The organism is Polynucleobacter sp. AP-Kaivos-20-H2, assembly GCF_018882215.1.
GTDB lineage: Bacteria > Pseudomonadota > Gammaproteobacteria > Burkholderiales > Burkholderiaceae > Polynucleobacter.
In genome coordinates, this window is the sequence record NZ_JACVOX010000003.1 from 168,931 (window position 1) to 190,713 (window position 21,783).

Consider the following 21,783-nt stretch of genomic DNA (forward strand, 5'->3'; position numbering starts at 1 on the left):
ATGTCTAATAGTCCTACACAAATTAAACTGATTCAGCCGGACGATTGGCACTTGCATATTCGTGATGGCGAAGTGATGAAAGATGTGTTGGCAGACACTGCGCGTCAATTTGCTCGCGCGATCATCATGCCCAATCTCAAGCCACCAGTAACTACTGTGGATTTGGCTAAAGCCTATCAATCTCGCATTGAATCGAATTTAAAGTCTTTGGGTGTCAGTGACTTTACGCCTTTAATGACCTTATATCTCACTGACAATACTTCTGCAGATGAAGTTCGTAAGGCTAAGACTGCAGGCATCGCCGCATTTAAGCTATACCCCGCAGGTGCAACGACGAATAGTGATGCTGGTGTCAGTGATCTTAAACATTGCCATGCGGCATTAGAAGCGATGCAAGCTGTTGGTATGCCGCTCTTAGTGCATGGTGAAGTAACCAGCTCTGAAATCGATATCTTTGATCGTGAGGCGGTCTTTATTGATACGGTGTTGGAGCCTCTACGTCAACAGTTTCCTGAGCTCAAAATCGTCTTTGAACACATCACTACCAAGCAGGCTGCTCACTACGTGCGTGATGCGGCGACGGGTGGAAAGAATACGATTGCAGCTACGATTACTCCGCAGCATCTGCTCATGAATCGCAATGCTATTTTTGCTGGTGGCATTCGTCCACACAATTATTGTTTGCCAGTTTTAAAGCGTGAAGAACATCGCATTGCTTTATTGGAAGCGGCAACTAGTGGAAATGCTCGTTTCTTCTTGGGCACTGACAGTGCGCCTCATGCTAAGGGTGCCAAAGAGGCAGCTTGTGGCTGTGCGGGTTGCTATAGTGCCTTTAATGCTTTAGGTTTATATGCCGAAGCATTTGAGAGTGTTGGCAAACTGGATAAGTTAGAAGGCTTTGCTAGTTTCTTTGGTCCTGATTTTTATTCTCTGCCACGGAATAGCAAAAAAATTACTCTTATAAAGCAGGCGCAAAGTATCCCTACTGAATTGCCATTGGGTGATGCCACTATCGTTCCGCTGCGTGCTGGCGAAACTATCGCCTGGTCACTCGTTTAAAAAACACAAATCATTACTTTCTTAGCCAAATTGGCCCGACTGCGTTAGACTGCAGGCGCAGAGTCAATTGGGCAATCGCCGCCTCTTTATTGAGGGGGAGGAAAGTCCGGACTCCATAGGGAAGGGTGATGGCTAACGGCCATCCACGGCGACGTGAGGAATAGGGCCACAGAGACGAGCGTATTTAGTTACGGTGAAACGCGGTAACCTCCACCTGGAGCAATCCCAAGTAAGCAGGCGATGAGGCGTCCCGCTGAGTCTGCGGGTAGGGAGCTTGAGCCGTCAGGTAACTGCCGGCCTAGAGGAATGATTGCCCCTAGATGCAAATCTAGGCGACAGAATCCGGCTTATCGATTGACTCTGCACTTATTCCGCAATGATTTCGACGCTGTAGGTCAGTTCTGCAGTTTTGGCCAACATGGTCGTAGCTGAACAATATTTTTCATGTGAGAGCTTTACGGCGCGATCCACCTTTGCCTGATCCAAGTCTTTCCCTTTGACCGTAAAGTGCAAATTGATCTTCGTGAAGACTTTAGGGTCTTCTGTAGCTCGTTCAGCCTGGAGAACCACTTCACAGCCACTAATGGCCTGACGGGCCCTTTGTAGGATTAAAACCACATCAAATGCAGAGCATCCGCCTGCACCCGCTAAAAGAAGCTCCATTGGCCTTGGAGCGAGGTTTTTGCCACCAGCTTCAGGGGCACCATCCATGTTTACGAGGTGGCCACTGCCAGTTTCTGCAGAAAAAGCCATGCCGCCATTACCCAACCAACTTACTCGACATTCCATTATTAGTGATTCCTAACTTACTAAATTAATCAATATTATCAATAGTTTACCTATTTTATGGGAAATCAAGTTGCTGCATAGCAACATAAAAATATTGATTTTGGTCAATATTCTTGCATCGCACCATGCATATGGATACAATAACCATATTGGTAGTCAGTCTTGTATAAGACTGCGACTTACCTCCCAGTGTCTCCTCCACCCAAACATAGGTGGATTCCAACCCAGGACTCGTTCCTGGGTTTTTTTAGGTTACAATTCAAGGCTTTACTGAATTACCGAGCCGGTCAGCGGTAATTTGTTGTACCAGTTGAATTGCAGAATCTGCGAGCTTGCAAATATAAGCAGGGCCAAGGTGGACGTAGTTTGGTTGGGGTAATTTTTTTGACCATAACAATTTGAGAAATCATGAAAACTTTTTCTGCAAAATCCCATGAGGTAGTGCATGAATGGTTCGTGATTGACGCTACGGACAAAGTCCTCGGTCGTGTCGCCAGTGAAGTGGCACTCCGTCTACGCGGCAAGCACAAGCCTGAATACACCCCACACGTTGATACTGGCGACTTTATCGTTGTCATCAATTCATCTAAGCTCCGTGTCACAGGCACAAAAGGCTTGAACAAAATTTATTACCGTCACAGCGGATACCCAGGTGGTATTAGCTCGACCAACTTCGACAAGATGCAAGACCGTTTCCCAGGTCGCGCCTTGGAGAAGGCTGTGAAGGGTATGTTGCCAAAAGGCCCACTAGGCTATGCCATGATCAAGAAATTGAAAGTTTATGGCGATGCTAATCATCCGCACACGGCTCAACAGCCTAAAGCGTTAGAGATTTAAGGAACCCAAATGGCTATTAATTACGGAAATTGGAATTACGGTACTGGTCGTCGCAAGAGTTCTGTGGCGCGTGTATTCATTAAATCTGGCAAAGGCGAAATCATTGTTAATGGTAAGCCTATCGATGCCTATTTTGCTCGTGAAACATCACGCATGATCGCTCGTCAGCCTTTGGCTCTCACAGCCCACTTAACGACCTTTGATATCAAAGTAAACGTTTCTGGTGGCGGTGAAACTGGCCAAGCTGGTGCAGTTCGTCACGGTGTTACTCGTGCATTGATCGACTACGACAACGCCTTGAAGCCAGCCCTGTCTAAAGCAGGTTTGGTAACTCGCGATGCTCGTGAAGTTGAGCGTAAAAAAGTTGGTCTGCACGGCGCGCGTCGTCGTAAGCAGTTCAGCAAGCGCTAATTCTTTCAGTCGCTTAAGTTTTATCGAAAGGGTCGCGCAAGCGGCCCTTTTTGTTTCTACAATTAAGACAATCGTAAGAATCAAGTAGTAAGCTCTATACGATAATTTCGATATAGCGCATTTTGGAGAGTGACATGATTAAAGTTGGTATCGTAGGCGGCACTGGATATACCGGAGTGGAGTTGTTGCGTTTATTGGCGCAGCATCCCGAGGTAGAGCTCACTGCAATTACTTCTCGCACAGAAGCTGGCATGCCAGTGGCTGAGATGTTTCCATCTTTGCGTGGCCGTGTTGCTCTCAAATTTACAACGCCTGATGAAGCCAAACTGAATGAATGTGATGTGGTGTTCTTCGCAACTCCACATGGTGTTGCAATGGCACAAGCAAAAGAATTGCTCGCTAACAATGTGAAGATTTTGGATCTTGCCGCAGACTTTCGTTTGAAGGATGTCAAAGAATTTGCAAAGTGGTATGGCATGGAGCACACCTGCCCAGAAATTTTGTCAGAAGCGGTTTATGGTTTGGCAGAAATTAATCGTGATGCCATTAAAAAAGCGCGCGTTGTTGGTTTGGCGGGTTGCTATCCAACGTCAGTGCAGCTTGGCCTCGTACCTTTGCTGTCACCTAAATCGACTGGCGGCAAACACCTCATCGATGGCACGCATATTATTTCTGATTCGAAGTCAGGCACTTCTGGCGCTGGCCGGAAAGCAGAGATCGGCACTTTGTTATCTGAGGCTAGCGATAATTTCAAGGCTTATAGCGTGAAGGGGCATCGCCATCTACCAGAAATCGAACAGGGCTTAAAGGCAATTGCTGGTCATGATCAGATCGGTTTGACCTTTGTGCCGCATTTAACGCCGATGATTAGAGGTATTCATTCGACTTTGTATGTCCGTTTGACTGAGGCTGGTAAAGACGTTGATTACCAAAAGCTTTATGAGAACTTCTATCAGGATGAGCCATTTGTCGATGTCATGCCGGCGGGCAGCCATCCAGAGACGCGTTCTGTGCGGGGTAGTAACGGTATTCGGATTGCGATCCATCGTCCGGGCGGTGGTGATACTTTAGTCATTTTGGTGGTTGAGGACAATTTGGTAAAGGGTGCCTCAGGCCAGGGTGTACAGTGTATGAACCTGATGTTTGGGTTGCCCGAGACTATGGGCCTTACCCAGATTGCTGTTTCCCCATAATGACCCTTCAGCAAACTGGGCATTAAAAGCCTAAAATAAGACATTGCATTTTGAATTAGGAGTAAATCATGACCGAATTAGCTACACAACCTGCACAAGATTTAGCCGAGCCACCAACCCCATTGGTGTTCACGGATAGCGCTGCTGCGAAAGTGGCGGACTTGATTGCTGAAGAAGGTAATCCAGAGTTGAAATTGCGCGTATTCGTACAAGGCGGTGGTTGCTCAGGATTTCAGTATGGCTTCACATTTGATGACGCTGTGAATGAAGACGACACTCTCTTTGAAAAGAATGGCGTTACCTTGTTGGTAGATTCAATGAGCTTCCAATATTTAGTTGGTGCCGAGATTGATTACAAAGAAGACATCAACGGCTCACAGTTTGTGATTAAGAATCCAAATGCGCAAACTACTTGTGGTTGCGGATCTTCTTTCTCTGCTTAAACAAAAACGAACTTAATTAATATTTAATTAAGCAGCGAAGTTAAGCTGGGTAACAAGCACCTAGAATTCTAGGACCCTTCGCTCCTGTAACGGCTGGCAAATTTGCTGGCCGTTTTTCTTTATGGGCCCACGCAAGCCATGCAAAAGCAAGGCCTTCCACAAGCTGTGGATCAATTCCTGCCGACTCACTTGTAATAATTTCTAATGGCTTTTTGAAGAAATTCTGCGACTTCACTTTGAATAAGTTCATCAAGGCACTATTTCTGGCGCCGCCTCCACAGACAATTAGCTTCTGGGTTTGCGGGGCATGACGCACTAAAGCTTCGAGGGCTGAGTGTGCTGTGAGATGCAATAAAGTAGCCTGTACATCTTCACCAAGATGATTTTCACCATTTAATTTTTCTTGTAACCAAGCAAGATGAAAGTCGTCTCTACCAGTGCTCTTCGGCGGAACTTTTGTAAAGAAAGAATCAGATAATATTTTTGCAAGTAGTGCTTCGTTGACTTTGCCTTGTAATGCCCAATTACCATTTTCATCAAAGGCATTACCTTGATGTTCGTGTATCCACGCATCCATCAACATATTACCTGGGCCACAATCAAAGCCAGTAACTTCTCCATCTTTAGGAAGCAGTGTGAGATTAGCAATGCCACCAATATTGAGAATGGCTAAATGTTTATCTTCTACAAATTGCTGCGCATGAAATGCGGGAACTAAGGGTGCACCATGTCCACCCGCAGCTAAATCCCGACTTCTAAAATCGGCGATGACATCAATGCCCGTTTTTTCTGCCAAGAGGGCTGGGTTGAGCGTTTGATGTGTATAAGCCATGTCCCCAAGATGCGGTTGGTGGCGAATCGTTTGTCCATGTGCGCCGATGGCGGTGATGTCAGACGGCTGTAGATTTGCTTTTCTGAGTAGCTGGCTAACTGCTTCTGCATAGGCCAGGGCCAAGGCATTTCCTGCCTGTTTTTCCCGGTGGAGCTCATTTGGGCCAGGGCTTTGGAGCTCAGATAGGGCGTTACGGAGCTCCGCTGAGAAAGGGGTGCCAATGGCCTCTAGTGCACTAGCTTCCCCATTAGGCCCTATCTTGGCTAGAACAGCATCTATCCCATCTAGGCTGGTGCCAGACATCAGGCCGATATAGAGGGAATGGGGTTTGTTCATGGGGCTCTCAGGAATGCGACAATAATGCTTTAGCAATTTAACTACTAATTTAACTGAATCAGCAATCCGAATCAGCATGACGGCTAAACCAGAACAAAAATATCCTTTGACCCCCGAAGTCTTTGCAGCGATCGAAGTCACCAAACGTGGCTGCGATGAGCTATTAGTTGAAGCGGACTGGGTTCAGAAACTGGCTCGTAGCCAAGCTAGCAAGACTCCACTCAGGATTAAATTAGGTTTAGATCCTACGGCTCCTGATATTCATCTAGGTCATACCGTTGTCTTGAATAAGTTGCGCCAGTTACAGGATTTAGGTCATACCGTTATTTTCTTGATCGGTGATTTCACCAGTATGATTGGTGACCCATCAGGTCGTAATGCTACCCGTCCTCCATTGACCGCAGAAGAAATCGCCGTCAATGCAGAGACTTACTATCGTCAAGCGAGTATGGTTCTCGATCCATCTAAAACTGAAGTGCGCTACAACAGTGAGTGGTGCGATCCATTAGGTGCTCGCGGCATGATTCAGTTGGCTGCTAAACATACTGTTGCCCGTATGTTGGAACGTGATGACTTTACTAAGCGCTATCGCAATGGCGTACCCATTTCAATTCATGAGTTTTTATATCCACTCATGCAAGGCTATGACTCTGTTGCACTGAAGAGTGATTTAGAGTTGGGCGGTACAGATCAAAAGTTCAATCTTCTAGTTGGGCGTGAGCTCCAGCGTGAGTATGGCCAAGAGCCCCAATGTATTTTGACGATGCCATTGCTAGTTGGTTTGGACGGCGTTGAGAAGATGAGTAAGTCCAAAGGCAATTACATTGGCATCAGTGAGTCTGCTGGCGATATGTTTGGCAAGCTCCTTAGTATTTCGGATGATTTGATGTGGGATTACTTCACATTGCTGTCATTCCGTCCAATGGCTGAGATTGATTTGATGAAGCAAGAAGTTGCTGCAGGACGCAATCCAAAGGATTGCAAAGTACTGCTCGCCCAAGAAATCGTGGCACGCTTCCACTCGCAAGCCGCAGCAGAAAAAGCCTTAGAAGACTTTAATCACCGCGCTAAAGGTGGGGTACCTGATGACATTCCAGAAGTTAATCTCTCTGGTGCGCCTATGGCAATCGCTAATCTTTTGAAGGCCGCAGGTCTTGCCCCATCAACATCTGAAGCGATGCGCAATATCGAACAAAGCGGTGTGAAGATTGATGGTGCGACGATTACCGATAAACAGATAAAAGTTGAAGCTGGAACTTACGTGGTGCAGGTTGGTAAGCGTAAGTTTGCGAAAGTCACGCTAGCTTAAATATCTAAGCTAGCACTTCCGCTAGGCGGGGTTAATCCAAAGTGCTCATAGGCTTGACGGGTTGCCACTCTCCCTCTTGAGGTTCTTTGTAAGTAGCCTTGCTGAATGAGGTAAGGCTCCAGAACATCTTCAATCGTATCGCGCTCTTCGCCAATCGCTGCTGCCAAGTTATCAATGCCTACTGGGCCACCATCAAACTTGTGCAAGATGGCTTCTAATAACTTTCTGTCCATCACATCAAAGCCACTTGGATCTACATCCAGCATCTTCAATGCTGCATCAGCCATGGCCTTGGTAATCGTGCCGGTGCCTTTAACTTCTGCATAGTCGCGCACTCTTCGCAGTAAGCGGTTAGCGATACGTGGCGTGCCGCGAGCCCGCTTTGCAATTTCTACGGAGCCTTCTGGATCGATATCAGCCTTAAGCAAGCTAGCTGAGCGATTAATGATTTTGGTGAGCTCTTCAGTCGTGTAGAACTCGAGTCTGGCCACAATACCAAAGCGATCGCGCAATGGGTTTGTGAGCATTCCGGCACGAGTAGTTGCGCCGATCAGGGTAAATGGTTTGAGATCAATCTTCACGCTGCGCGCTGCAGGGCCTTCGCCAATCATGATGTCTAGGCTGTAGTCCTCAAGTGCGGGGTAAAGAATCTCTTCCACAACTGGAGATAAGCGATGAATCTCATCAATGAAGAGAACATCGTTTTCTTCTAAATTGGTAAGCAAGGCAGCAAGATCGCCTGGCCTATCCAGAACAGGGCCGCTAGTCTGACGTAAGTTCACACCAAGCTCTCTGGCAATGATGTGGGCTAAGGTGGTTTTACCAAGTCCAGGAGGCCCAAACAACAGAACGTGATCTAAAGCTTCTTGGCGTGCTCTCGTAGCGCTGATAAAAATCTCTAATTGAGCACGAGCTTTGGTTTGGCCAACATACTCATCGAGTTGTTTAGGGCGAAGGGCTCTTTCGAAGACGGCTTCAGTATTGCCTGCTGCACCGCTCACAATGCGGTCATTACTTGCCGGTAAATCTTCAGGAATAGAGCTGAGGTCGTCTGTATGTATTGCCATGCTGAGAGTTTAGTGCTGTTTGGCTATTGGGCTTTAGATAGATACTTCAAGCCCATGCGAATGCCATCAGAAACACTGGTATCGGGTGGAATTTGCTTGAGTGCCAAAAGCGCTTCTTTTTCTGAATAGCCCAGGGCAAGGAGGGCTTGCAACACTTCGCTGCTTGCTTCAATCGCTTGAGGCTTACCTCCTGTGATGCCAAGATCTGGAGCTAGCTTGCCTTTGAGCTCTAGGCAGAGACGCTCAGCAGTTTTCTTGCCAATGCCAGGTACCTGAGTGAGGCGCCCGGCTTCTTGAAGCGCAATAGCTTGCGCCAGTTCGTTAACACTCATGCCGGAGAGGACTGCTAGTGCTGTGCGCGAACCGACGCCACTAATCTTGATGAGCTGTCTAAATGCTTCACGCTCAGTCTCTGTGGCAAATCCGAAGAGTTGCTGTGCATCTTCACGAACCTGAAAATGTGTCAGTAGGGTAATTTTTTGACCAGCCTGAGGTAGCTGATACAAAGTACTCATTGGTACATCAACCTCATAACCAATGCCTTGGCAATCGACCAAAAGGCGAGGAGGGTGAACGGAAACGAGAGTACCTTGAATGCGACCAATCATGTAGAGATCTTAACCTGTGATGTGTATTTTTACTTGTTGCGTTTCTTGGGGGCTAACTTAGGTGCTAAAGCCGCAGCAATCGCTTTTGGCATCTGCGCATGATGGGCAGCGCAAATAGCAACGCCAAGTGCATCAGAAGCGTCAGTCCCTGGAGCCCGGCTCAGCCTCAGAAGACGCTTAACCATCTCCTGCACCTGCGGTTTAGCTGCGCGACCTGTACCCACAATTGCTTGCTTGACTCGAAGTGCGCTATATTCAGCTACAGGGAGTTTTTCAGATACCAGGGCAGCAATGACTGCACCCCTAGCCTGACCCAACATTAGCGTGGAACGAGGGTTGACGTTTAAGAAGACTTCTTCAATGGCAGCAGACTCTGGGCGATAGGTCTCTAACACTTCCTTAACGCCTGCATAGAGGGCGCCTAAGCGTTCAGGCAATCCTTTAGCTGGATCGCCACTTTCAATCGTCCCAGAGGCGATATAGGTCAGTTTTTGACCATCAACATCAATGACGCCAAAACCGGTAGTCCTTAAACCTGGGTCGATTCCTATCCAGCGCATGAGTTTGTTTATAGCTTCTTGTTTTCTTAGTGACGGAAGTGACGTGTGCCAGTAAAGATCATGGCAATGCCATGTTCATTTGCTGCCGCAATGATTTCATCATCACGCATGCTGCCACCAGGCTGAATTGCGCAGCTGGCACCACCATTAACAACCACATCTAAGCCGTCACGAAATGGGAAGAAGGCATCGCTAGCTACTGCAGACCCTTTAAGACTTAAGCCAGCATTCTCAGCCTTAATGCTTGCCATGCGTGCAGAGTCTACACGGCTCATTTGCCCTGCTCCAATGCCCAAAGTCATGCCGTTGGCGCAATACACAATGGCATTGGATTTCACAAACTTCGCAACTCGCCAAGCAAACATCATGTCGTGCATTTCGCTGGGAGTTGGCAGGCGCTTACTGACAACGCGCATTTCACTTTCGAGAACGTTCTTGGCATCAGGGGATTGAACGAGTAAACCACCGCCAACACGTTTGAAATCAAAGGTATTAAATGCAGTCCCTAATGGGATTTCCAGTAGGCGTACATTTTGTTTCGCAGCAAAGATCGCTTTAGCTTCTTCACTAAAGCTAGGAGCAATCAATACCTCCACGAATTGCTTGGAGATGGCTTCAGCTGCAGCGCCATCGCAGGGGACGTTAAAGGCGATGATGCCGCCAAAGGCGGAGCTAGGATCAGTCTTGAAGGCTTTTTGATAGGCTTCAAGCGCTGAAGCGCCAACCGCTACGCCACAAGGGTTGGCGTGCTTGATGATGACGCAAGCTGCGGCACCACCAGCATTGCCAGTAAAGCTCTTAACGCATTCCCAGGCAGAATCTGCATCGGCAATATTGTTGTAAGAAAGCTCTTTCCCTTGCAACTGCTTGTAATTCGCTAGGGCGCCATCTACTGGATAGATATCTTTGTAGAACGCTGCAGATTGGTGTGGGTTCTCACCGTAACGCATCTCTTGTACTTTTTCAAAGGCAAAGTGCAAAGTTTCTGGATAAGCAGAGCGGGCTTTGTGATCGAGATCATCACCTAATGCTGAGAGATAGTTAGCAATCGCACCATCATATTGCGCAGTATGTGCAAATACTTTTTTTGCTAAAGCCAAATTGGTTTTGTAAGAAACGACATTCTTATTGGCTTTCATTTCAGTCAAGACAGGGGCGTAATCTTCTGGTGAGATCAATACAGTAACGTCTTGATGGTTCTTGGCAGCAGCGCGTAACATCGCTGGGCCGCCGATATCAATGTTCTCAACGGCATCTTCGAATGAGCAGCTTTCTTTAGCAACAGTCTCATTAAAGGGGTAAAGATTAATGACGAGCATATCGATGGTGTCGATGCCATGCTCTTTCAAGGCTGCCATATGTTCCGGGAAATCTCTACGAGCCAATAGGCCACCATGCACCATCGGGTGGAGGGTTTTTACACGACCATCCAGCATTTCTGGGAATTTCGTCAAGGAGGAAACCTCTACAACGGGTAGATTATTTTCAGCCAAGAGTTTTGCAGTGCCGCCAGTAGAAATGAGCTTAACGCCTTGCTCATGGAGGGCTTTAGCAAAAGGCAGAATGCCATTTTTATCGGAGACTGAGAGTAGGGCTGTACGGATCATGGTTTTCGGAGCTTAATTTATAAAATGGCTTTGTTATTAGTAAAGTTTGCAGTTACTTCAGAAGTTGATGTTCAACTAACTTCTTGTGCAGTGTGTTGCGATTAATGCCTAGATACTGCGCTGCCAGTGATTGATTTTGCTTGGCATGCTGCATCACTAATTCCAACATTGGTTTTTCGACAACAGCCAATACCATGTCATAGATATCAGTCGGTGCAGTTCCTTTGAGGTCATTTAGGTAACCCTGCAATTGGGTTTCAATACATTCGGTAATCGGGTGCTTATTGGTCATAACAATCTATCAATGCAAAAAACGAAAAAATTAAAATAAATAAACTAAATTAAGTTAGAACTATGCCGCTTCCAAAAATAACAAGCGGTCAGAATGGGATTTCATCTCGTCAAAATAATCATTGACCATTTGCAGTTGAGTTTTGCAGTCATCGGCGGTATTCATACGCTGGCGGAAAGCATGGGAGTCACGTAAGCCTTTGCAGTACCAGCCAATATGCTTACGTGCAGTTCGTAGGCCAATATGCTCACCATAAAACTCGTAGTGGTCTAAGAGGTGGGCATTCATGATGCCCTGAATCTCATTGATCTCAGGGGTCGGAAGCTTGCCGCCGGTTTCAAGATAGTGGTTGATTTCGCGGAAGATCCAAGGGCGACCTTGAGCGGCTCGTCCAATCATGATGGCATCAGCACCAGTGAGCTTTAAAACTTGCTCTGCCTTTTCTGGGCTGGTGATATCGCCATTAGCCACCACCGGAATGCCCACGCTATTTTTAACTGCGGTAATTGTTTCGTACTCTGCTTCACCGTGATACAGGTCTGCTCTCGTGCGGCCATGGACTGTCAGCATGGTGATGCCAGATTTTTCTGCAAGACGGGCTATCTCAATAGCATTCTTATGTTCGCGATCCCAGCCCGTACGAATTTTCAAAGTAACTGGTACTGCATCTGGTCCGATACCAACAGCATTCACAACTGCTTCTAGAATTTGCTGCACTAAAGGCTCATCACGTAATAGGGCGGAACCAGCGGCAACATTACATACTTTCTTTGCGGGACACCCCATATTGATATCAATAATTTGAGCGCCATGATCAATATTGATTTTTGCCGCTGCTGCCATCATCGCGGGGTCTGCCCCTGCAATTTGAACGGCAATCGGTTTGAATTCACCAACATGGTTGGCGCGACGTTGCGTTTTTTCACTTTTCCAAAGCAGGGCATTTGAGGCCACCATTTCAGAAACCGCATATCCGGCACCCAACTTCTTACAAAGCTGTCTAAATGGGCGATCGGTTACCCCAGCCATAGGGGCCACAAATAACTTATTTGCGAGGAGGTGAGGACCAATGTTCATCTAAAAGGGCGTGTGCGGAAAGCATGACACTTTAGCACAGTCAGACCCAAATTTGCCTATTTTTTAGGCAGATTACTTGTTACAGATCAAACGGAGAATGCTTAAATTTTGAGGGTGATTTAAGGGCTTTAGCGCCTACCAAACATCATCTGGCGAGCTAAGGCTGTCTTGACTGGTGGAAGCCACTGCAGGGCGCTTAAAGCCAGTCCACGGGCTGCAACAACTGGAACTAAATTGGATGTAAATACTCTAGCCATAAAGTCTGTAAGACCAATTGTGGTTTTTCTATCAACTTTGCGACTTTGTGCATAACTCTGAAGTGCATTTTGGACATCTACTGGAGATCGCTTCTCTGCGACCCCAGAAAATACCTCAACTAACTTCTCTGACAGCAAGAAAGCATCTCGTAATCCTAGGTTCAAACCTTGGCCAGCTACTGGGTGCAAAGTTTGAGCGGCGTTGCCAATCCAAACCTCATTATTTTGATTGATCTCTTTGCGATAGTTCAAGCCAAGTTCATATAAACGACGATCTTGAATTTTCAGAAAGCGTCCAATACGTGAACCAAATTCTTTTTGTAGCTCAACTAAGAAGTCTGTGTCACTCAGTTGCAAACGATTTTGCGAAGATTCTGGCGAACCGCACCAAACCAGATTCAAAATATTGGCACCATAGTGACTTGGCAAAACTGCTAAAGGGCCCTCAGCAGTAAATCGCTCCCAAGCTTGATGGGGCTCTGCATTCTCTACTTCAACCAAGCCTACTAGGGCTGACTGACCATAGTCGCGTCCAGATTCAACCCAGTCTTGCGTCTTAAATAAACCACCCTCAGCGTGCACGATACATTGTGCGTTGATGCTATTTTCCTCGACATCTTTATTGATATGCTTCCAAACAAAGTTAGGACTCTTTGCTTGAATGGCGCGTAAGGCGTGACGCAGAGCCATATGAATGTCGCGATAACGAATGATGTGCCCTAACGCATCTTGCTTAAGCTCTTCACGCGTCATCAGTGCGCGGCCAAAGCGACCCGCTTGTGAAACGTGCACTCGATGAATTTCTGCGAACTCTTTTGGCCAAGCATTAATCGTATTGAGCAAGAGTTTGCTACCGTGTGAGAGGGCAATACCTCGGCTATCGGCACTTACAAGATCGTCGTCGTTTATGGAATTGCGATCAAGCAAAATAATCTTTGCTTCGGGGAATTTCTGCAAGGTCCATGCAGCGCAAGCGAGCCCAACAGGACCACCACCCTGAATCAAAATATCGCAATTAGATGAATTCATTTTTTATCGGGGTGGTCTTAAGCATTCTTCATGAGTGTTTCGATTTCATCGGTCTTGACAGGCGCGCCCCGAGAAATCAACTCACACCCAGAATCATTGATAACAGCGTCATCTTCAATGCGAATGCCAATATTCCAAAATGCCTCATCAATATCATCAGCAGGTCTGATATATAGGCCTGGTTCCACCGTAATCACCATACCGCTTTTGAGAATGCGCCAAGGCTTTTCTCCGCCTGTTAGATTTTGTGCGGCTTCACGGTAAGAGCCTACATCGTGGACATCCATGCCAAGCCAGTGGGACGTTCGGTGCATATAGAAACGACGGTAGGCGCCAGTCTCAATGGCGTTTTCTAAAGAACCCAGCTCTGAAAGTTTAAGAAGCTTTTCATCTAAAAGGCCTTGGGTAAGCACTTTAAGTGCTGCCTCATGGGGCTGCATAAATGTATTGCCTGGCTTAGTCATTGCAATCGCTGCTTCTTGTGCGGCTAAGGTGATGTCATACAGGACGCGTTGCGGCCCCGTAAATTTCCCATTAACTGGAAAGGTGCGTGTAATGTCTGATGCATAACCATCGAGTTCACAACCCGCATCAATCAGGCAAAGCTCGCCACTACGTAATTCAGTTGAGCCGACGCGATAGTGGAGGATGCAAGAGTTTGCACCGCCTGCAACAATACTGTTATAGGCAACGCTTTGCGCACCACTATTGCGAAATTCATGCAGTAATTCCGCTTCGAGTTGATATTCGCGCATGCCAGGCTTGCAGATTTGCATGGCGCGGATATGGGCACGAGCGGAGATCTCTGCAGCGCGACGCATGATGTCAATTTCATGCACATCTTTAAATAAACGCATTTCATGGATCAGTGTTTCAATATCATGAAATTCGGATGGCGGATTTACACCGGAACGTGCTTGCCCACGCACCTGCTTCATCCAGTACCGAAGGCGTCTATCGGCTTCGGCGCTCTCAGCGAGGCGAATGTATACCGCACCTTGATCAGCCAATAAGTCACCAAGTTTTTGATCCAACTCTTTATTGCTGTGTGCGTAATCAATGCCTAAAGCATCTGGTGCTGCTTCAGGGCCAAGTCGAATACCATCCCAGATTTCTCGTTCAGAATCTTTAGGTCTACAAAATAAGTGAGATTGCAGTCGGAAACTTTTCCCATCGCCATCAACCTTCATGACAAGTGTTGCGCCTGGCTCTTCAAAACCGGTTAAGTAATAAAAGTCACTGTCGTGGCGATAAGGAAATTCACTGTCACGATTGCGAGCAAGTTCAGGGGCAGTTGAGATGACGGCAATGCCACCGCCAGTCTTGGTAAAGATTCGTTCTGCTAACTGGTTTCTACGAAGTTGATAAGTATTCGTTTTATTCATATGCTGCATTAAGCTCTTGTAAGCGTTGTGGTGTGCCTACATCGTGCCATGGACCGAGATATTTTTCACCAGACACTTTATTTTGCTCCATTGCAGTTCTCAATAGGGGTGCGAGCTTAGCTGGGGCACCGAAGACTAAGTCTTTAAATAAATCTTTGTGATAGATCCCAATTCCCGAAAAGGTGAGTTTTTCGGCGCTGCTGGGCCCAGTATCCTCAACGGATGTGCCTTGGAGGTAAAAATCACCTTCGGGGTGCTGGGCTGGGTTGGGGACCATTAATAAGTGGGCCAAAGGCTTGCTGGCATCCGCGCGCATTTTGGTGGCCGTATCCAATAACTGGGTAATTGGTAAGTTCGGGCTAAATACATCCCCATTAATGACTAAGAAGTAGTCTTCGGGCGCAATGATGGGGAGTGCCTTACAAATGCCCCCAGCAGTTTCTAGGGCCTTGCCTTCTGGGGAGTATTGAATGTGAAGCCCAAATTGCCCTCCATTACCTAGGGCTGCCTCAATTTTTTCACCCAACCAAGCGTGGTTAATCACAACATCCTGAATCTTTGCCCTCGCCAGTGCTTCCAAATGCCACTCCAGCAAAGATTTGTTCTGAATGCTGAGTAAGGGCTTGGGCAAATTATCCGTCAGGGGGCGCATACGTTCGCCGCGTCCAGCTGCCAGTAAAAAACAAGGTATGGAGTTGAGCTGACTCATGGCTTATGAATTACGCTTGGCTGACGCGTGTGGATTCCAGAATTCGGGCTAATGGTTTTAGTTCAATATAACGGTTCGCTGTCGCAATGGCATATTCCAGTACGAGCGGAATGTCCTTGATGTAGCCATCCTTACCATCACGATGAAAGAGTCTTGCAAAAATACCCAAAACTTTAAGGTGGCGCTGTAATCCCATCCATTCAAAATCGCGATAGAACTGTCCAAAATCATTTGGCATTGGCAGTCCTGCTTTACGACCTTCTTCCCAAAATTTAATGACCCAATCAATTACACGTTCTTCTGGCCATGCAATGTAAGCATCACGCCACAGGGAAGAAGCATCATAAGTAATAGGTCCGTAAACTGCATCCTGAAAGTCAATTACGCCAGGATTATTTTTTTCAGTCACCATCAAGTTACGAGAATGGTAATCACGATGAACATACACCTTAGCTTGAGCTAAATTATTTTCAATAATGAACTCAAAAGATTTTTTGAGTTGCTCTGTTTGTTGTTCGCTCAAATTGATATCGAGATGTTTCTTGAGATACCATTCTGGAAATAAATCCAATTCCCGTTGTAATAGCGCTTCATCATAGTTTGGTAAAACGCCGGGCCTGCTCGCCAATTGCATGAGTACTAAGGCGTGAGTTGCATTTCTGTAGAGCTGGTCAGCTGTGTCATCGTTGAGATCGGCTAAGTAAGTTTTTGTGCCTAAGTCGTTTAGTAGCAAGAAGCCCGCCGTAAGATTTTGCTCTAGGATTTTTGGCACATTTAAACCTGCCTCTAAGAGCAATAAATCGACCTTTATGAAGGTATCCAAAGGCTCATGTTGGGGTGGGGCATCCATTACGATCAAAGTTCCAAAATTGGGCTTTTTGGACTCAATTCGGAAATAGCGTCGAAAGCTGGCATCAGCCGAGGCTGGCACCAAAGAGTCGAGATCTAATTGCCAGCTAGCTTCTAGGGCTTTTAGCCAGTTACGGAGGGTATTTAAGCGTGAGTCAGTCATGGTCGATTCGTATAATAAGGCGGGTCTGGATCTATGAATCATTATCGCCGTCGCGCTGGCCTTTGCGCTCCTCTTTTCTTAGTTGCAACTCTGCGTGTGATTCTCGGGGTGGCAACCTTACAGTTTGCACCCTTGCTTAGGGCTCAGACCCCCTCACCGCTGCCTACTGCTTCAAAGCCCGCCGAGGCGCCGGTAATTCTCCCAGATCGCGGCAAGGTAACCGTGCTTAAGTTAGATGATCAATTGCGTACTGGCATCCCGATCCAGGATGGTAAAGCACTCACATTTACTTCGAGTGATGTAATTGATGGAGTGGTTGATAGAGATATGCATCTGCAAGGACGTGCACAAATTCGTCGCAACGGAACTTTTATCAAAGGCGACGAAATTATTTATGACCCAGACACTGATATAGCGGATGTAGTTGGTAATGCAGAGTTAATTAAAAACAATACAAACTTTAAGGGACCAAAAGCAAAGTTTAATGTTGACGCACGCAGTGGTTCAATGGATCTTCCCGTGTATCAGTTTGGTGACACTCCCGCAAGTGGAAAAGCAAATAAATTAACTATTAAAGGTGGCGACGTTTTTAGTTTTGATGATGCGACCTATTCAACTTGTAATCCGCAAAATTTAGATTGGTATTTTTCAGCTAGCAAAATTGAAATTGATACTGAGCAAAAAGAGATGCAGGGAGAGCATGGGGTAATGCATCTTTTTGATGTCCCGGTCGCATATGTCCCTTACTTTAGTTTGCCAACCGGCAAAGAGAGAAGATCGGGTTTACTCGCACCAATTGCAGGATATAACTCAAAAAATGGTATCGATATTACTCAGCCCTACTATGTGAATATTGCGCCCGACAAAGACTTAACTATATTGCCGCGGTATATGAGTCAAAGAGGGGTCCAGCTTGGCATGGCTTATCGATTTATTAATCCCGCATATACCGGAAATGTGATGGGCGACTATCTCCCCAGCGACCAAAAGGCTGGCGGCATAAATCGTTGGCGCTACGATTGGCAGCAGCGCCAAAATCTGGTTGGATCAACCGTTGGGGGGCCAGGCTCTGTAAATGCTTATATCAATGCAGCAAAGGTTTCGGATAATCAATATCCAACTGATTTTTCGCAAACGGTAGCGGGTAGTGTTACAAGTCAGTTCCGCCAAGAAGTAGGGTTTCTATCGCAGCTACCGTCAAGTTTGAGCAACTGGACGATCGGTGCAAAAGCTCAGACCTTCCAAACTTTGCAGCCGAACTTACCAAGTGTAGTTGGCGCCCCTTACAATATTCTTCCACAGGTAACGGCTGTGTATCGTAGTAATTTAGTTCCATCTGTATCGGGTTCTGATGGCAAGTACATCACCTTACCGACGGGGCCTACAACCATGTTGGCTACCGACTTTACTCGCTTTCAGTACAACATTGCTAGCGCTCCCCCTGGTTCCGCTCCCGGAGTATTTAGTCAAGCCGACCGAACTGTTGTAAAGGGCGCAATTGAATATCCTACAAATACCCCTGGGTATTACGTGCGTCCAAAAGTTTCTTTTCAGTCCAATACATATAACGCGATTGCTTTTCAGCCGGGCTATCAGCCTGCCCAAGGGTTTGTAATTCCTACGGTGAGTCTTGATAGTGGTTTAGCTTTCGAAAGAGATGCATTGGAAATGGGTAGCTTTTTTGGTCGAGACATGTTGCTAAGTCTTGAGCCAAGAGCATTCTATGTATACACACCTTATGTCAATCAAGCGAATACCCCTTTGTTTGATACTGCTGATGCAGGATTTGGTATGTCGCAAATTTTTAGCGAGAATACTTTTATTGGTAACGACCGTATCTCTGATAGTAATAAGATGACAGTTGGTTTAACTAGTCGAATCGCCGAGGCAACAACAGGGGCTGATCGCGCAGTTCTTACTTTGGCCCAGCAACAACAATTTTCTCCGCAGAAAGTTGGGCTTACGGGAAATATTGCAAGCCCTACTGCTTATTCAGATACCTTGGGTTCGGCATCGGTTCGAATAATGGGTAATTTCAATGCAGATTTTTTTGGGGATTACAACACCCAACTGAATCGATTTGTTCAGACCACGGTGGGTGGTAGCTGGCGCCCAACCCCAGGCCGTAGTTTGAATTTTGGATATCGAAACGTTTGGCAACCACCTATTCAGGCATCTTCATTTAATCCGATAGCAACGCAAGCGGCCACAACTACCGATCAGTATAATATTTCTGGTCAATGGCCAGTCACGAGAGAGGTTTCTTTAGTTGGACGCTGGGGGTATGATGCCCTTACAACGAAAACATTGAATACCTTAATTGCGCTTGAGTATGTTCGTGACTGCATTGTGTTTCGTGGTGCGTATTCTCAACTGTTGTTAAATAACAATACGACGACTCAAATTTTGTTTCAGGTGGAATTTAGGGGTCTTGGTGTTGCCGGAGATAATCCTGTGGATTTAATGAAGTTAAATGTTCCTGGTTACATGCCAACGCCCAAACCATTACCAATCTCAACTTTTGAGAATTACCAATGATTTTTTGCCAAAAATATACGCGCTGCACTCTCCTTTCGATATTTTTACTTAATGCCCTATTTTGCATTGGGTTAGCTAGCGCGCAAGATCAGGGTCGATCCGATGCTGCTGGCAATAGGATTCGTAACATTGATGGTGTGGCTGCAGTCGTAAACACGGGTTATGTAACCCGCAAAGAAATTGATGACCGAATTACCGTACTTAAAAAACAAGGTGTGAAATTGCCAGAAGATGGCACTGTGCGTAAAACTATTCTAGATAGACTCATTATTGAAAAAATTCAATTACAAAATGCTGAACAGGAAGGTATTACAGTAAGCAATAAAGAGTTAGACAAGATCATTGGTGATATTGCAGCAAAAAATAAGCTGTCGTTTGCTGAGTTCAAGGCGAAAGTAATTGCGTCAGGCACCACCTTTGAGCGCTATAAACAGTTATTGCTGGATGATGTCATGATCACCCGTTATCGCGAAAGAGAAGTTGAAGGCAGGCTCAAAATCTCAGATGCTGAAATTGATAACTTCATTGCTGAACGTACGCGGGCAATTTCTGGTGCTGGAGCTCCGAGGTCGGCACCTGCTGCCAAAGGTGAACCTGAAGAAATCGACGTAGCTCAAATTTTTATTCCTGTTGATGCTAGCGCTGGCGCTGGAGCTCAGGCTGAAGCAAAAAAGAAAGCGGCCGCTCTGCTAAGAGATGCTCGTGGGGATGTTGATTTTCTGCAGCTAGGTGCAATGGCTGCAAAGGAAAATCCAAAGATTAAGTTTCAAGAGTTAGGCTATCGGACTCCTGATCGTTTACCGCAATTATTTTATGAAGCTATTCGTAATACAGGTGGTGGGCAGGTTGCCAATACCGTTGTGAAAAGTCCTGCTGGTTACCACGTGCTTAAAGTTTTGGATCGCCGTGCAGCAGGTGCAAGTGCGCCCCCGCAGCAGGCTGCAGCACCTGATGCTGGTTCACCTACTCCGCAAAATATTCCTATTACACAAACCCTCTCCCGTCATATTTTATTGCGTAGCCGTGCCGGCTTAAGCGATCAAGATGCAGAGAGACGCTTGCAAGGCTACCGCGATCAGGTGCGGGCAAAGACTGCAGACTTTGCGGAACTTGCAAAGAAATATTCTGAAGATGGATCTGCGTCAAATGGCGGTGAGCTAGGTTGGATGAGCCCAGGAGATTTGGTTCCTGAATTTGAGCAGGCCATGAATCGCTTGCAAATTGGTGAGGTTAGTAATCCGGTCAAATCAGAATTTGGTTGGCACTTAATTCAGGTATTAGATCGTCGCGAAGGTCAGCTTACTGTTGAGAAGCAACGTCAATTTGCACGAGCAGCGATCCGTGAGAGAAAGTTTGATCAAGCTTATCAAGAGTGGATGCGTGAGCTACGCGATAACGCAACTGTAAAAATTCTGAACGTGGATGATGCAGCAAGTAGCGCACCCCGTTAACCTCGTTGTAAGCACCGGTGAACCAGCCGGTGTCGGGCCTGAAGTTTCTTTAGCTGCTTCGCTTGAGTTTCTACGGGAACATGCTGATGCTCGAATCACTGTATTGGGTAATGACCAAATATTGGCATTACCTAAGGACCTTAGCCCAGATCTAGTTAGTCGATTACAAATTCAATCTATTCCACTTGGGGCGCCTGTTATCTCGGGGAGTTTGAATTCCCAAAACGCGCATTATGTAGTGAATCTTTTAGATCGGGCGATTGACGGTTGTCAGCAAGGGTGCTTTGATGCCATGGTGACTGCACCACTGCAGAAAAGCATTATTAATGATGCTGGGACTCCATTTATAGGGCATACAGAGTACTTGGCGCAGCGCTGTCAGGTTTCTCATGTGGTGATGATGTTGTGCGCGTCATTGCCCATCGGGTTTTTGGGGCTCAAGGTACCCAGGGATTTACGTGTTGCTCTCGTCACAACCCATCTTCCCTTAAAGGATGTTCCACAAGCTCTGAGTTATGACTTGATATTAGAAACGATCCAAATCGTCAATCAAGATTTGCGGAGGAAATTCGGAATCGCTAAGCCCATTATTCGGGTGGCAGGGTTAAATCCACATGCAGGAGAGTCTGGTTATTTGGGCCGAGAAGAAATTGAAACCATTTCACCGGCAATTGAAGCCGCCAAGAAGTCGGGAATACATGTTTCCGGTCCTTATCCCGGCGATACGATGTTTGATCCAGAATCTGTTGCGCAAGTGGATGCTTTTATTGCGATGTATCACGATCAAGGGCTCGCGCCGTTTAAGTTTGTTACTTTTGGTAATGGCGTCAATGTCACTTTGGGATTGCCCATTATTCGAACTTCAGTAGATCACGGAACCGCTTTAGATATTGCTGGTAAAGGCGTTGCTGACACGGGGAGCATGCTTGAGGCTTTGCGCTTGGCATATGAGTTAGCAATGAATCAACGAAAGCAAGGCTAA

21 protein-coding genes and 1 other RNA gene are annotated in these 21,783 nt (G+C 46.5%); 10 read left to right on the forward strand and 12 right to left on the reverse strand.

The features are described 5' to 3' along the window. The gene (gene pyrC / locus ICE89_RS09435; protein WP_216265694.1) at window positions 1–1,059 is read left to right on the forward strand and encodes a dihydroorotase; all 1,059 of its coding nucleotides are present in this window, start codon (window positions 1–3) and stop codon (window positions 1,057–1,059) included. A 59-nt stretch (window positions 1,060–1,118) separates the two neighbouring features. Further along, an RNA gene (gene rnpB / locus ICE89_RS09440) (RNase P RNA component class A) lies at window positions 1,119–1,425 on the forward strand. Here the strand turns inward: rnpB and ICE89_RS09445 are convergent. Next, the gene (locus tag ICE89_RS09445; protein ID WP_215358648.1) at window positions 1,426–1,848 is read right to left on the reverse strand and encodes an OsmC family protein; all 423 of its coding nucleotides are present in this window, start codon (window positions 1,846–1,848) and stop codon (window positions 1,426–1,428) included. Window positions 1,849–2,256: 408 nt separating this feature from the next. Here ICE89_RS09445 and rplM point away from each other — a divergent pair, with 408 nt between their 5' ends. The 4 genes from rplM (at window position 2,257) to erpA (ending at window position 4,732) form a co-directional block, all read left to right on the forward strand. Further along, a complete protein-coding gene (gene rplM, locus ICE89_RS09450) occupies window positions 2,257–2,685 on the forward strand; it encodes a 50S ribosomal protein L13 (RefSeq protein WP_072582725.1) in 429 nt (142 codons plus the stop codon). Window positions 2,686–2,694: 9 nt separating this feature from the next. Continuing rightward, window positions 2,695–3,096 (forward strand): 30S ribosomal protein S9, encoded by a 402-nt coding sequence (gene rpsI / locus ICE89_RS09455; protein ID WP_072582726.1) that lies wholly within the window; start codon window positions 2,695–2,697, stop codon window positions 3,094–3,096. Between the two features lie 134 nt (window positions 3,097–3,230). Continuing rightward, entirely contained in the window at window positions 3,231–4,289 is a 1,059-nt protein-coding gene (gene argC / locus ICE89_RS09460) for an N-acetyl-gamma-glutamyl-phosphate reductase (protein ID WP_216265695.1), read from the forward strand. 68 nt (window positions 4,290–4,357) lie between these two features. Further along, window positions 4,358–4,732 carry an iron-sulfur cluster insertion protein ErpA gene (gene erpA, locus ICE89_RS09465; protein ID WP_068319574.1) on the forward strand — a complete coding sequence of 125 codons (375 nt, stop codon included), beginning with the start codon at window positions 4,358–4,360 and terminating at the stop codon, window positions 4,730–4,732. Between the two features lie 40 nt (window positions 4,733–4,772). On the opposite strand, the gene ICE89_RS09470 is transcribed toward erpA, so the two are convergent. Next, complete coding sequence (locus tag ICE89_RS09470; RefSeq protein ID WP_216265696.1) at window positions 4,773–5,900, reverse strand: anhydro-N-acetylmuramic acid kinase; 1,128 nt, start codon at window positions 5,898–5,900, stop codon at window positions 4,773–4,775. 76 nt (window positions 5,901–5,976) lie between these two features. On the opposite strand from ICE89_RS09470, the gene tyrS reads away from it, so the two are divergent. Then, window positions 5,977–7,209, forward strand: a complete 1,233-nt coding sequence (gene tyrS, locus ICE89_RS09475; RefSeq protein ID WP_216265697.1) for a tyrosine--tRNA ligase — start codon at window positions 5,977–5,979, stop codon at window positions 7,207–7,209. Here the strand turns inward: tyrS and ruvB are convergent. The 10 genes from ruvB to ICE89_RS09525 all read right to left on the reverse strand — a co-directional run bounded on the left by ruvB (window position 7,206) and on the right by ICE89_RS09525 (window position 16,812). Continuing rightward, window positions 7,206–8,276, reverse strand: coding sequence for a Holliday junction branch migration DNA helicase RuvB (ruvB, locus tag ICE89_RS09480; RefSeq protein ID WP_216265698.1), 1,071 nt, complete (start codon window positions 8,274–8,276; stop codon window positions 7,206–7,208). The two genes, tyrS and ruvB, sit on opposite strands and share 4 nt — an antisense overlap. 23 nt (window positions 8,277–8,299) lie before the next feature. Continuing rightward, complete coding sequence (ruvA, locus tag ICE89_RS09485) at window positions 8,300–8,884, reverse strand: Holliday junction branch migration protein RuvA (RefSeq protein WP_216265699.1); 585 nt, start codon at window positions 8,882–8,884, stop codon at window positions 8,300–8,302. A gap of 29 nt (window positions 8,885–8,913) precedes the next feature. Beyond that, entirely contained in the window at window positions 8,914–9,444 is a 531-nt protein-coding gene (gene ruvC, locus ICE89_RS09490; RefSeq protein WP_216265700.1) for a crossover junction endodeoxyribonuclease RuvC, read from the reverse strand. A 26-nt stretch (window positions 9,445–9,470) separates the two neighbouring features. After that, entirely contained in the window at window positions 9,471–11,051 is a 1,581-nt protein-coding gene (gene purH, locus ICE89_RS09495; protein ID WP_216265701.1) for a bifunctional phosphoribosylaminoimidazolecarboxamide formyltransferase/IMP cyclohydrolase, read from the reverse strand. 52 nt (window positions 11,052–11,103) lie between these two features. Next, complete coding sequence (locus ICE89_RS09500; RefSeq protein ID WP_072582732.1) at window positions 11,104–11,343, reverse strand: helix-turn-helix domain-containing protein; 240 nt, start codon at window positions 11,341–11,343, stop codon at window positions 11,104–11,106. A gap of 60 nt (window positions 11,344–11,403) precedes the next feature. Further along, entirely contained in the window at window positions 11,404–12,420 is a 1,017-nt protein-coding gene (dusB, locus tag ICE89_RS09505; protein ID WP_216265702.1) for a tRNA dihydrouridine synthase DusB, read from the reverse strand. 128 nt (window positions 12,421–12,548) lie between these two features. Next, complete coding sequence (locus ICE89_RS09510; protein ID WP_216265703.1) at window positions 12,549–13,706, reverse strand: FAD-dependent monooxygenase; 1,158 nt, start codon at window positions 13,704–13,706, stop codon at window positions 12,549–12,551. Between the two features lie 17 nt (window positions 13,707–13,723). Beyond that, on the reverse strand, window positions 13,724–15,091 hold the full coding sequence (locus tag ICE89_RS09515; protein WP_370625361.1) for an aminopeptidase P N-terminal domain-containing protein: 1,368 nt from the start codon (window positions 15,089–15,091) through the stop codon (window positions 13,724–13,726). Then, on the reverse strand, window positions 15,084–15,800 hold the full coding sequence (gene murU / locus ICE89_RS09520; protein WP_216265705.1) for an N-acetylmuramate alpha-1-phosphate uridylyltransferase MurU: 717 nt from the start codon (window positions 15,798–15,800) through the stop codon (window positions 15,084–15,086). Before murU ends, ICE89_RS09515 begins: the two co-directional genes overlap by 8 nt. Before the next feature lie 10 nt (window positions 15,801–15,810). Continuing rightward, window positions 15,811–16,812: an aminoglycoside phosphotransferase family protein gene (locus ICE89_RS09525; protein WP_216265706.1), complete on the reverse strand. Its 1,002-nt coding sequence runs from the start codon at window positions 16,810–16,812 to the stop codon at window positions 15,811–15,813. 33 nt (window positions 16,813–16,845) lie between these two features. Here ICE89_RS09525 and ICE89_RS09530 point away from each other — a divergent pair, with 33 nt between their 5' ends. From ICE89_RS09530 to pdxA, 3 genes are read left to right on the forward strand one after another with little or no spacing between them, the layout of a single operon-like run. Then, window positions 16,846–19,350 carry an LPS-assembly protein LptD gene (locus tag ICE89_RS09530; protein WP_216265707.1) on the forward strand — a complete coding sequence of 835 codons (2,505 nt, stop codon included), beginning with the start codon at window positions 16,846–16,848 and terminating at the stop codon, window positions 19,348–19,350. Next, window positions 19,347–20,801 carry a peptidylprolyl isomerase gene (locus ICE89_RS09535; RefSeq protein ID WP_216265708.1) on the forward strand — a complete coding sequence of 485 codons (1,455 nt, stop codon included), beginning with the start codon at window positions 19,347–19,349 and terminating at the stop codon, window positions 20,799–20,801. Before ICE89_RS09530 ends, ICE89_RS09535 begins: the two co-directional genes overlap by 4 nt. Next, on the forward strand, window positions 20,776–21,783 hold the full coding sequence (pdxA, locus tag ICE89_RS09540) for a 4-hydroxythreonine-4-phosphate dehydrogenase PdxA (RefSeq protein ID WP_370625362.1): 1,008 nt from the start codon (window positions 20,776–20,778) through the stop codon (window positions 21,781–21,783). Before ICE89_RS09535 ends, pdxA begins: the two co-directional genes overlap by 26 nt.

Excerpts from the sequence above, each read along its gene's own strand:
- ruvA (WP_216265699.1), bottom strand. The coding sequence starts at position 8,884 with ATGATTGGTCGCATTCAAGGTACTCTCGTTTCCGTTCACCCTCCTCGC.
- ruvB (WP_216265698.1), bottom strand. The coding sequence starts at position 8,276 with ATGGCAATACATACAGACGACCTCAGCTCTATTCCTGAAGATTTACCG.
- argC (WP_216265695.1), top strand. The coding sequence starts at position 3,231 with ATGATTAAAGTTGGTATCGTAGGCGGCACTGGATATACCGGAGTGGAG.
- pyrC (WP_216265694.1), top strand. The coding sequence starts at position 1 with ATGTCTAATAGTCCTACACAAATTAAACTGATTCAGCCGGACGATTGG.
- ICE89_RS09500 (WP_072582732.1), bottom strand. The coding sequence starts at position 11,343 with ATGACCAATAAGCACCCGATTACCGAATGTATTGAAACCCAATTGCAG.
- ICE89_RS09535 (WP_216265708.1), top strand. The coding sequence starts at position 19,347 with ATGATTTTTTGCCAAAAATATACGCGCTGCACTCTCCTTTCGATATTT.
- pdxA (WP_370625362.1), top strand. The coding sequence starts at position 20,776 with ATGCAGCAAGTAGCGCACCCCGTTAACCTCGTTGTAAGCACCGGTGAA.
- dusB (WP_216265702.1), bottom strand. The coding sequence starts at position 12,420 with ATGAACATTGGTCCTCACCTCCTCGCAAATAAGTTATTTGTGGCCCCT.
- tyrS (WP_216265697.1), top strand. The coding sequence starts at position 5,977 with ATGACGGCTAAACCAGAACAAAAATATCCTTTGACCCCCGAAGTCTTT.
- ICE89_RS09510 (WP_216265703.1), bottom strand. The coding sequence starts at position 13,706 with ATGAATTCATCTAATTGCGATATTTTGATTCAGGGTGGTGGTCCTGTT.
- ICE89_RS09530 (WP_216265707.1), top strand. The coding sequence starts at position 16,846 with ATGAATCATTATCGCCGTCGCGCTGGCCTTTGCGCTCCTCTTTTCTTA.
- murU (WP_216265705.1), bottom strand. The coding sequence starts at position 15,800 with ATGAGTCAGCTCAACTCCATACCTTGTTTTTTACTGGCAGCTGGACGC.
- ICE89_RS09445 (WP_215358648.1), bottom strand. The coding sequence starts at position 1,848 with ATGGAATGTCGAGTAAGTTGGTTGGGTAATGGCGGCATGGCTTTTTCT.
- purH (WP_216265701.1), bottom strand. The coding sequence starts at position 11,051 with ATGATCCGTACAGCCCTACTCTCAGTCTCCGATAAAAATGGCATTCTG.
- ICE89_RS09515 (WP_370625361.1), bottom strand. The coding sequence starts at position 15,091 with ATGAATAAAACGAATACTTATCAACTTCGTAGAAACCAGTTAGCAGAA.
- rpsI (WP_072582726.1), top strand. The coding sequence starts at position 2,695 with ATGGCTATTAATTACGGAAATTGGAATTACGGTACTGGTCGTCGCAAG.
- ICE89_RS09470 (WP_216265696.1), bottom strand. The coding sequence starts at position 5,900 with ATGAACAAACCCCATTCCCTCTATATCGGCCTGATGTCTGGCACCAGC.
- ruvC (WP_216265700.1), bottom strand. The coding sequence starts at position 9,444 with ATGCGCTGGATAGGAATCGACCCAGGTTTAAGGACTACCGGTTTTGGC.
- ICE89_RS09525 (WP_216265706.1), bottom strand. The coding sequence starts at position 16,812 with ATGACTGACTCACGCTTAAATACCCTCCGTAACTGGCTAAAAGCCCTA.
- rplM (WP_072582725.1), top strand. The coding sequence starts at position 2,257 with ATGAAAACTTTTTCTGCAAAATCCCATGAGGTAGTGCATGAATGGTTC.
- erpA (WP_068319574.1), top strand. The coding sequence starts at position 4,358 with ATGACCGAATTAGCTACACAACCTGCACAAGATTTAGCCGAGCCACCA.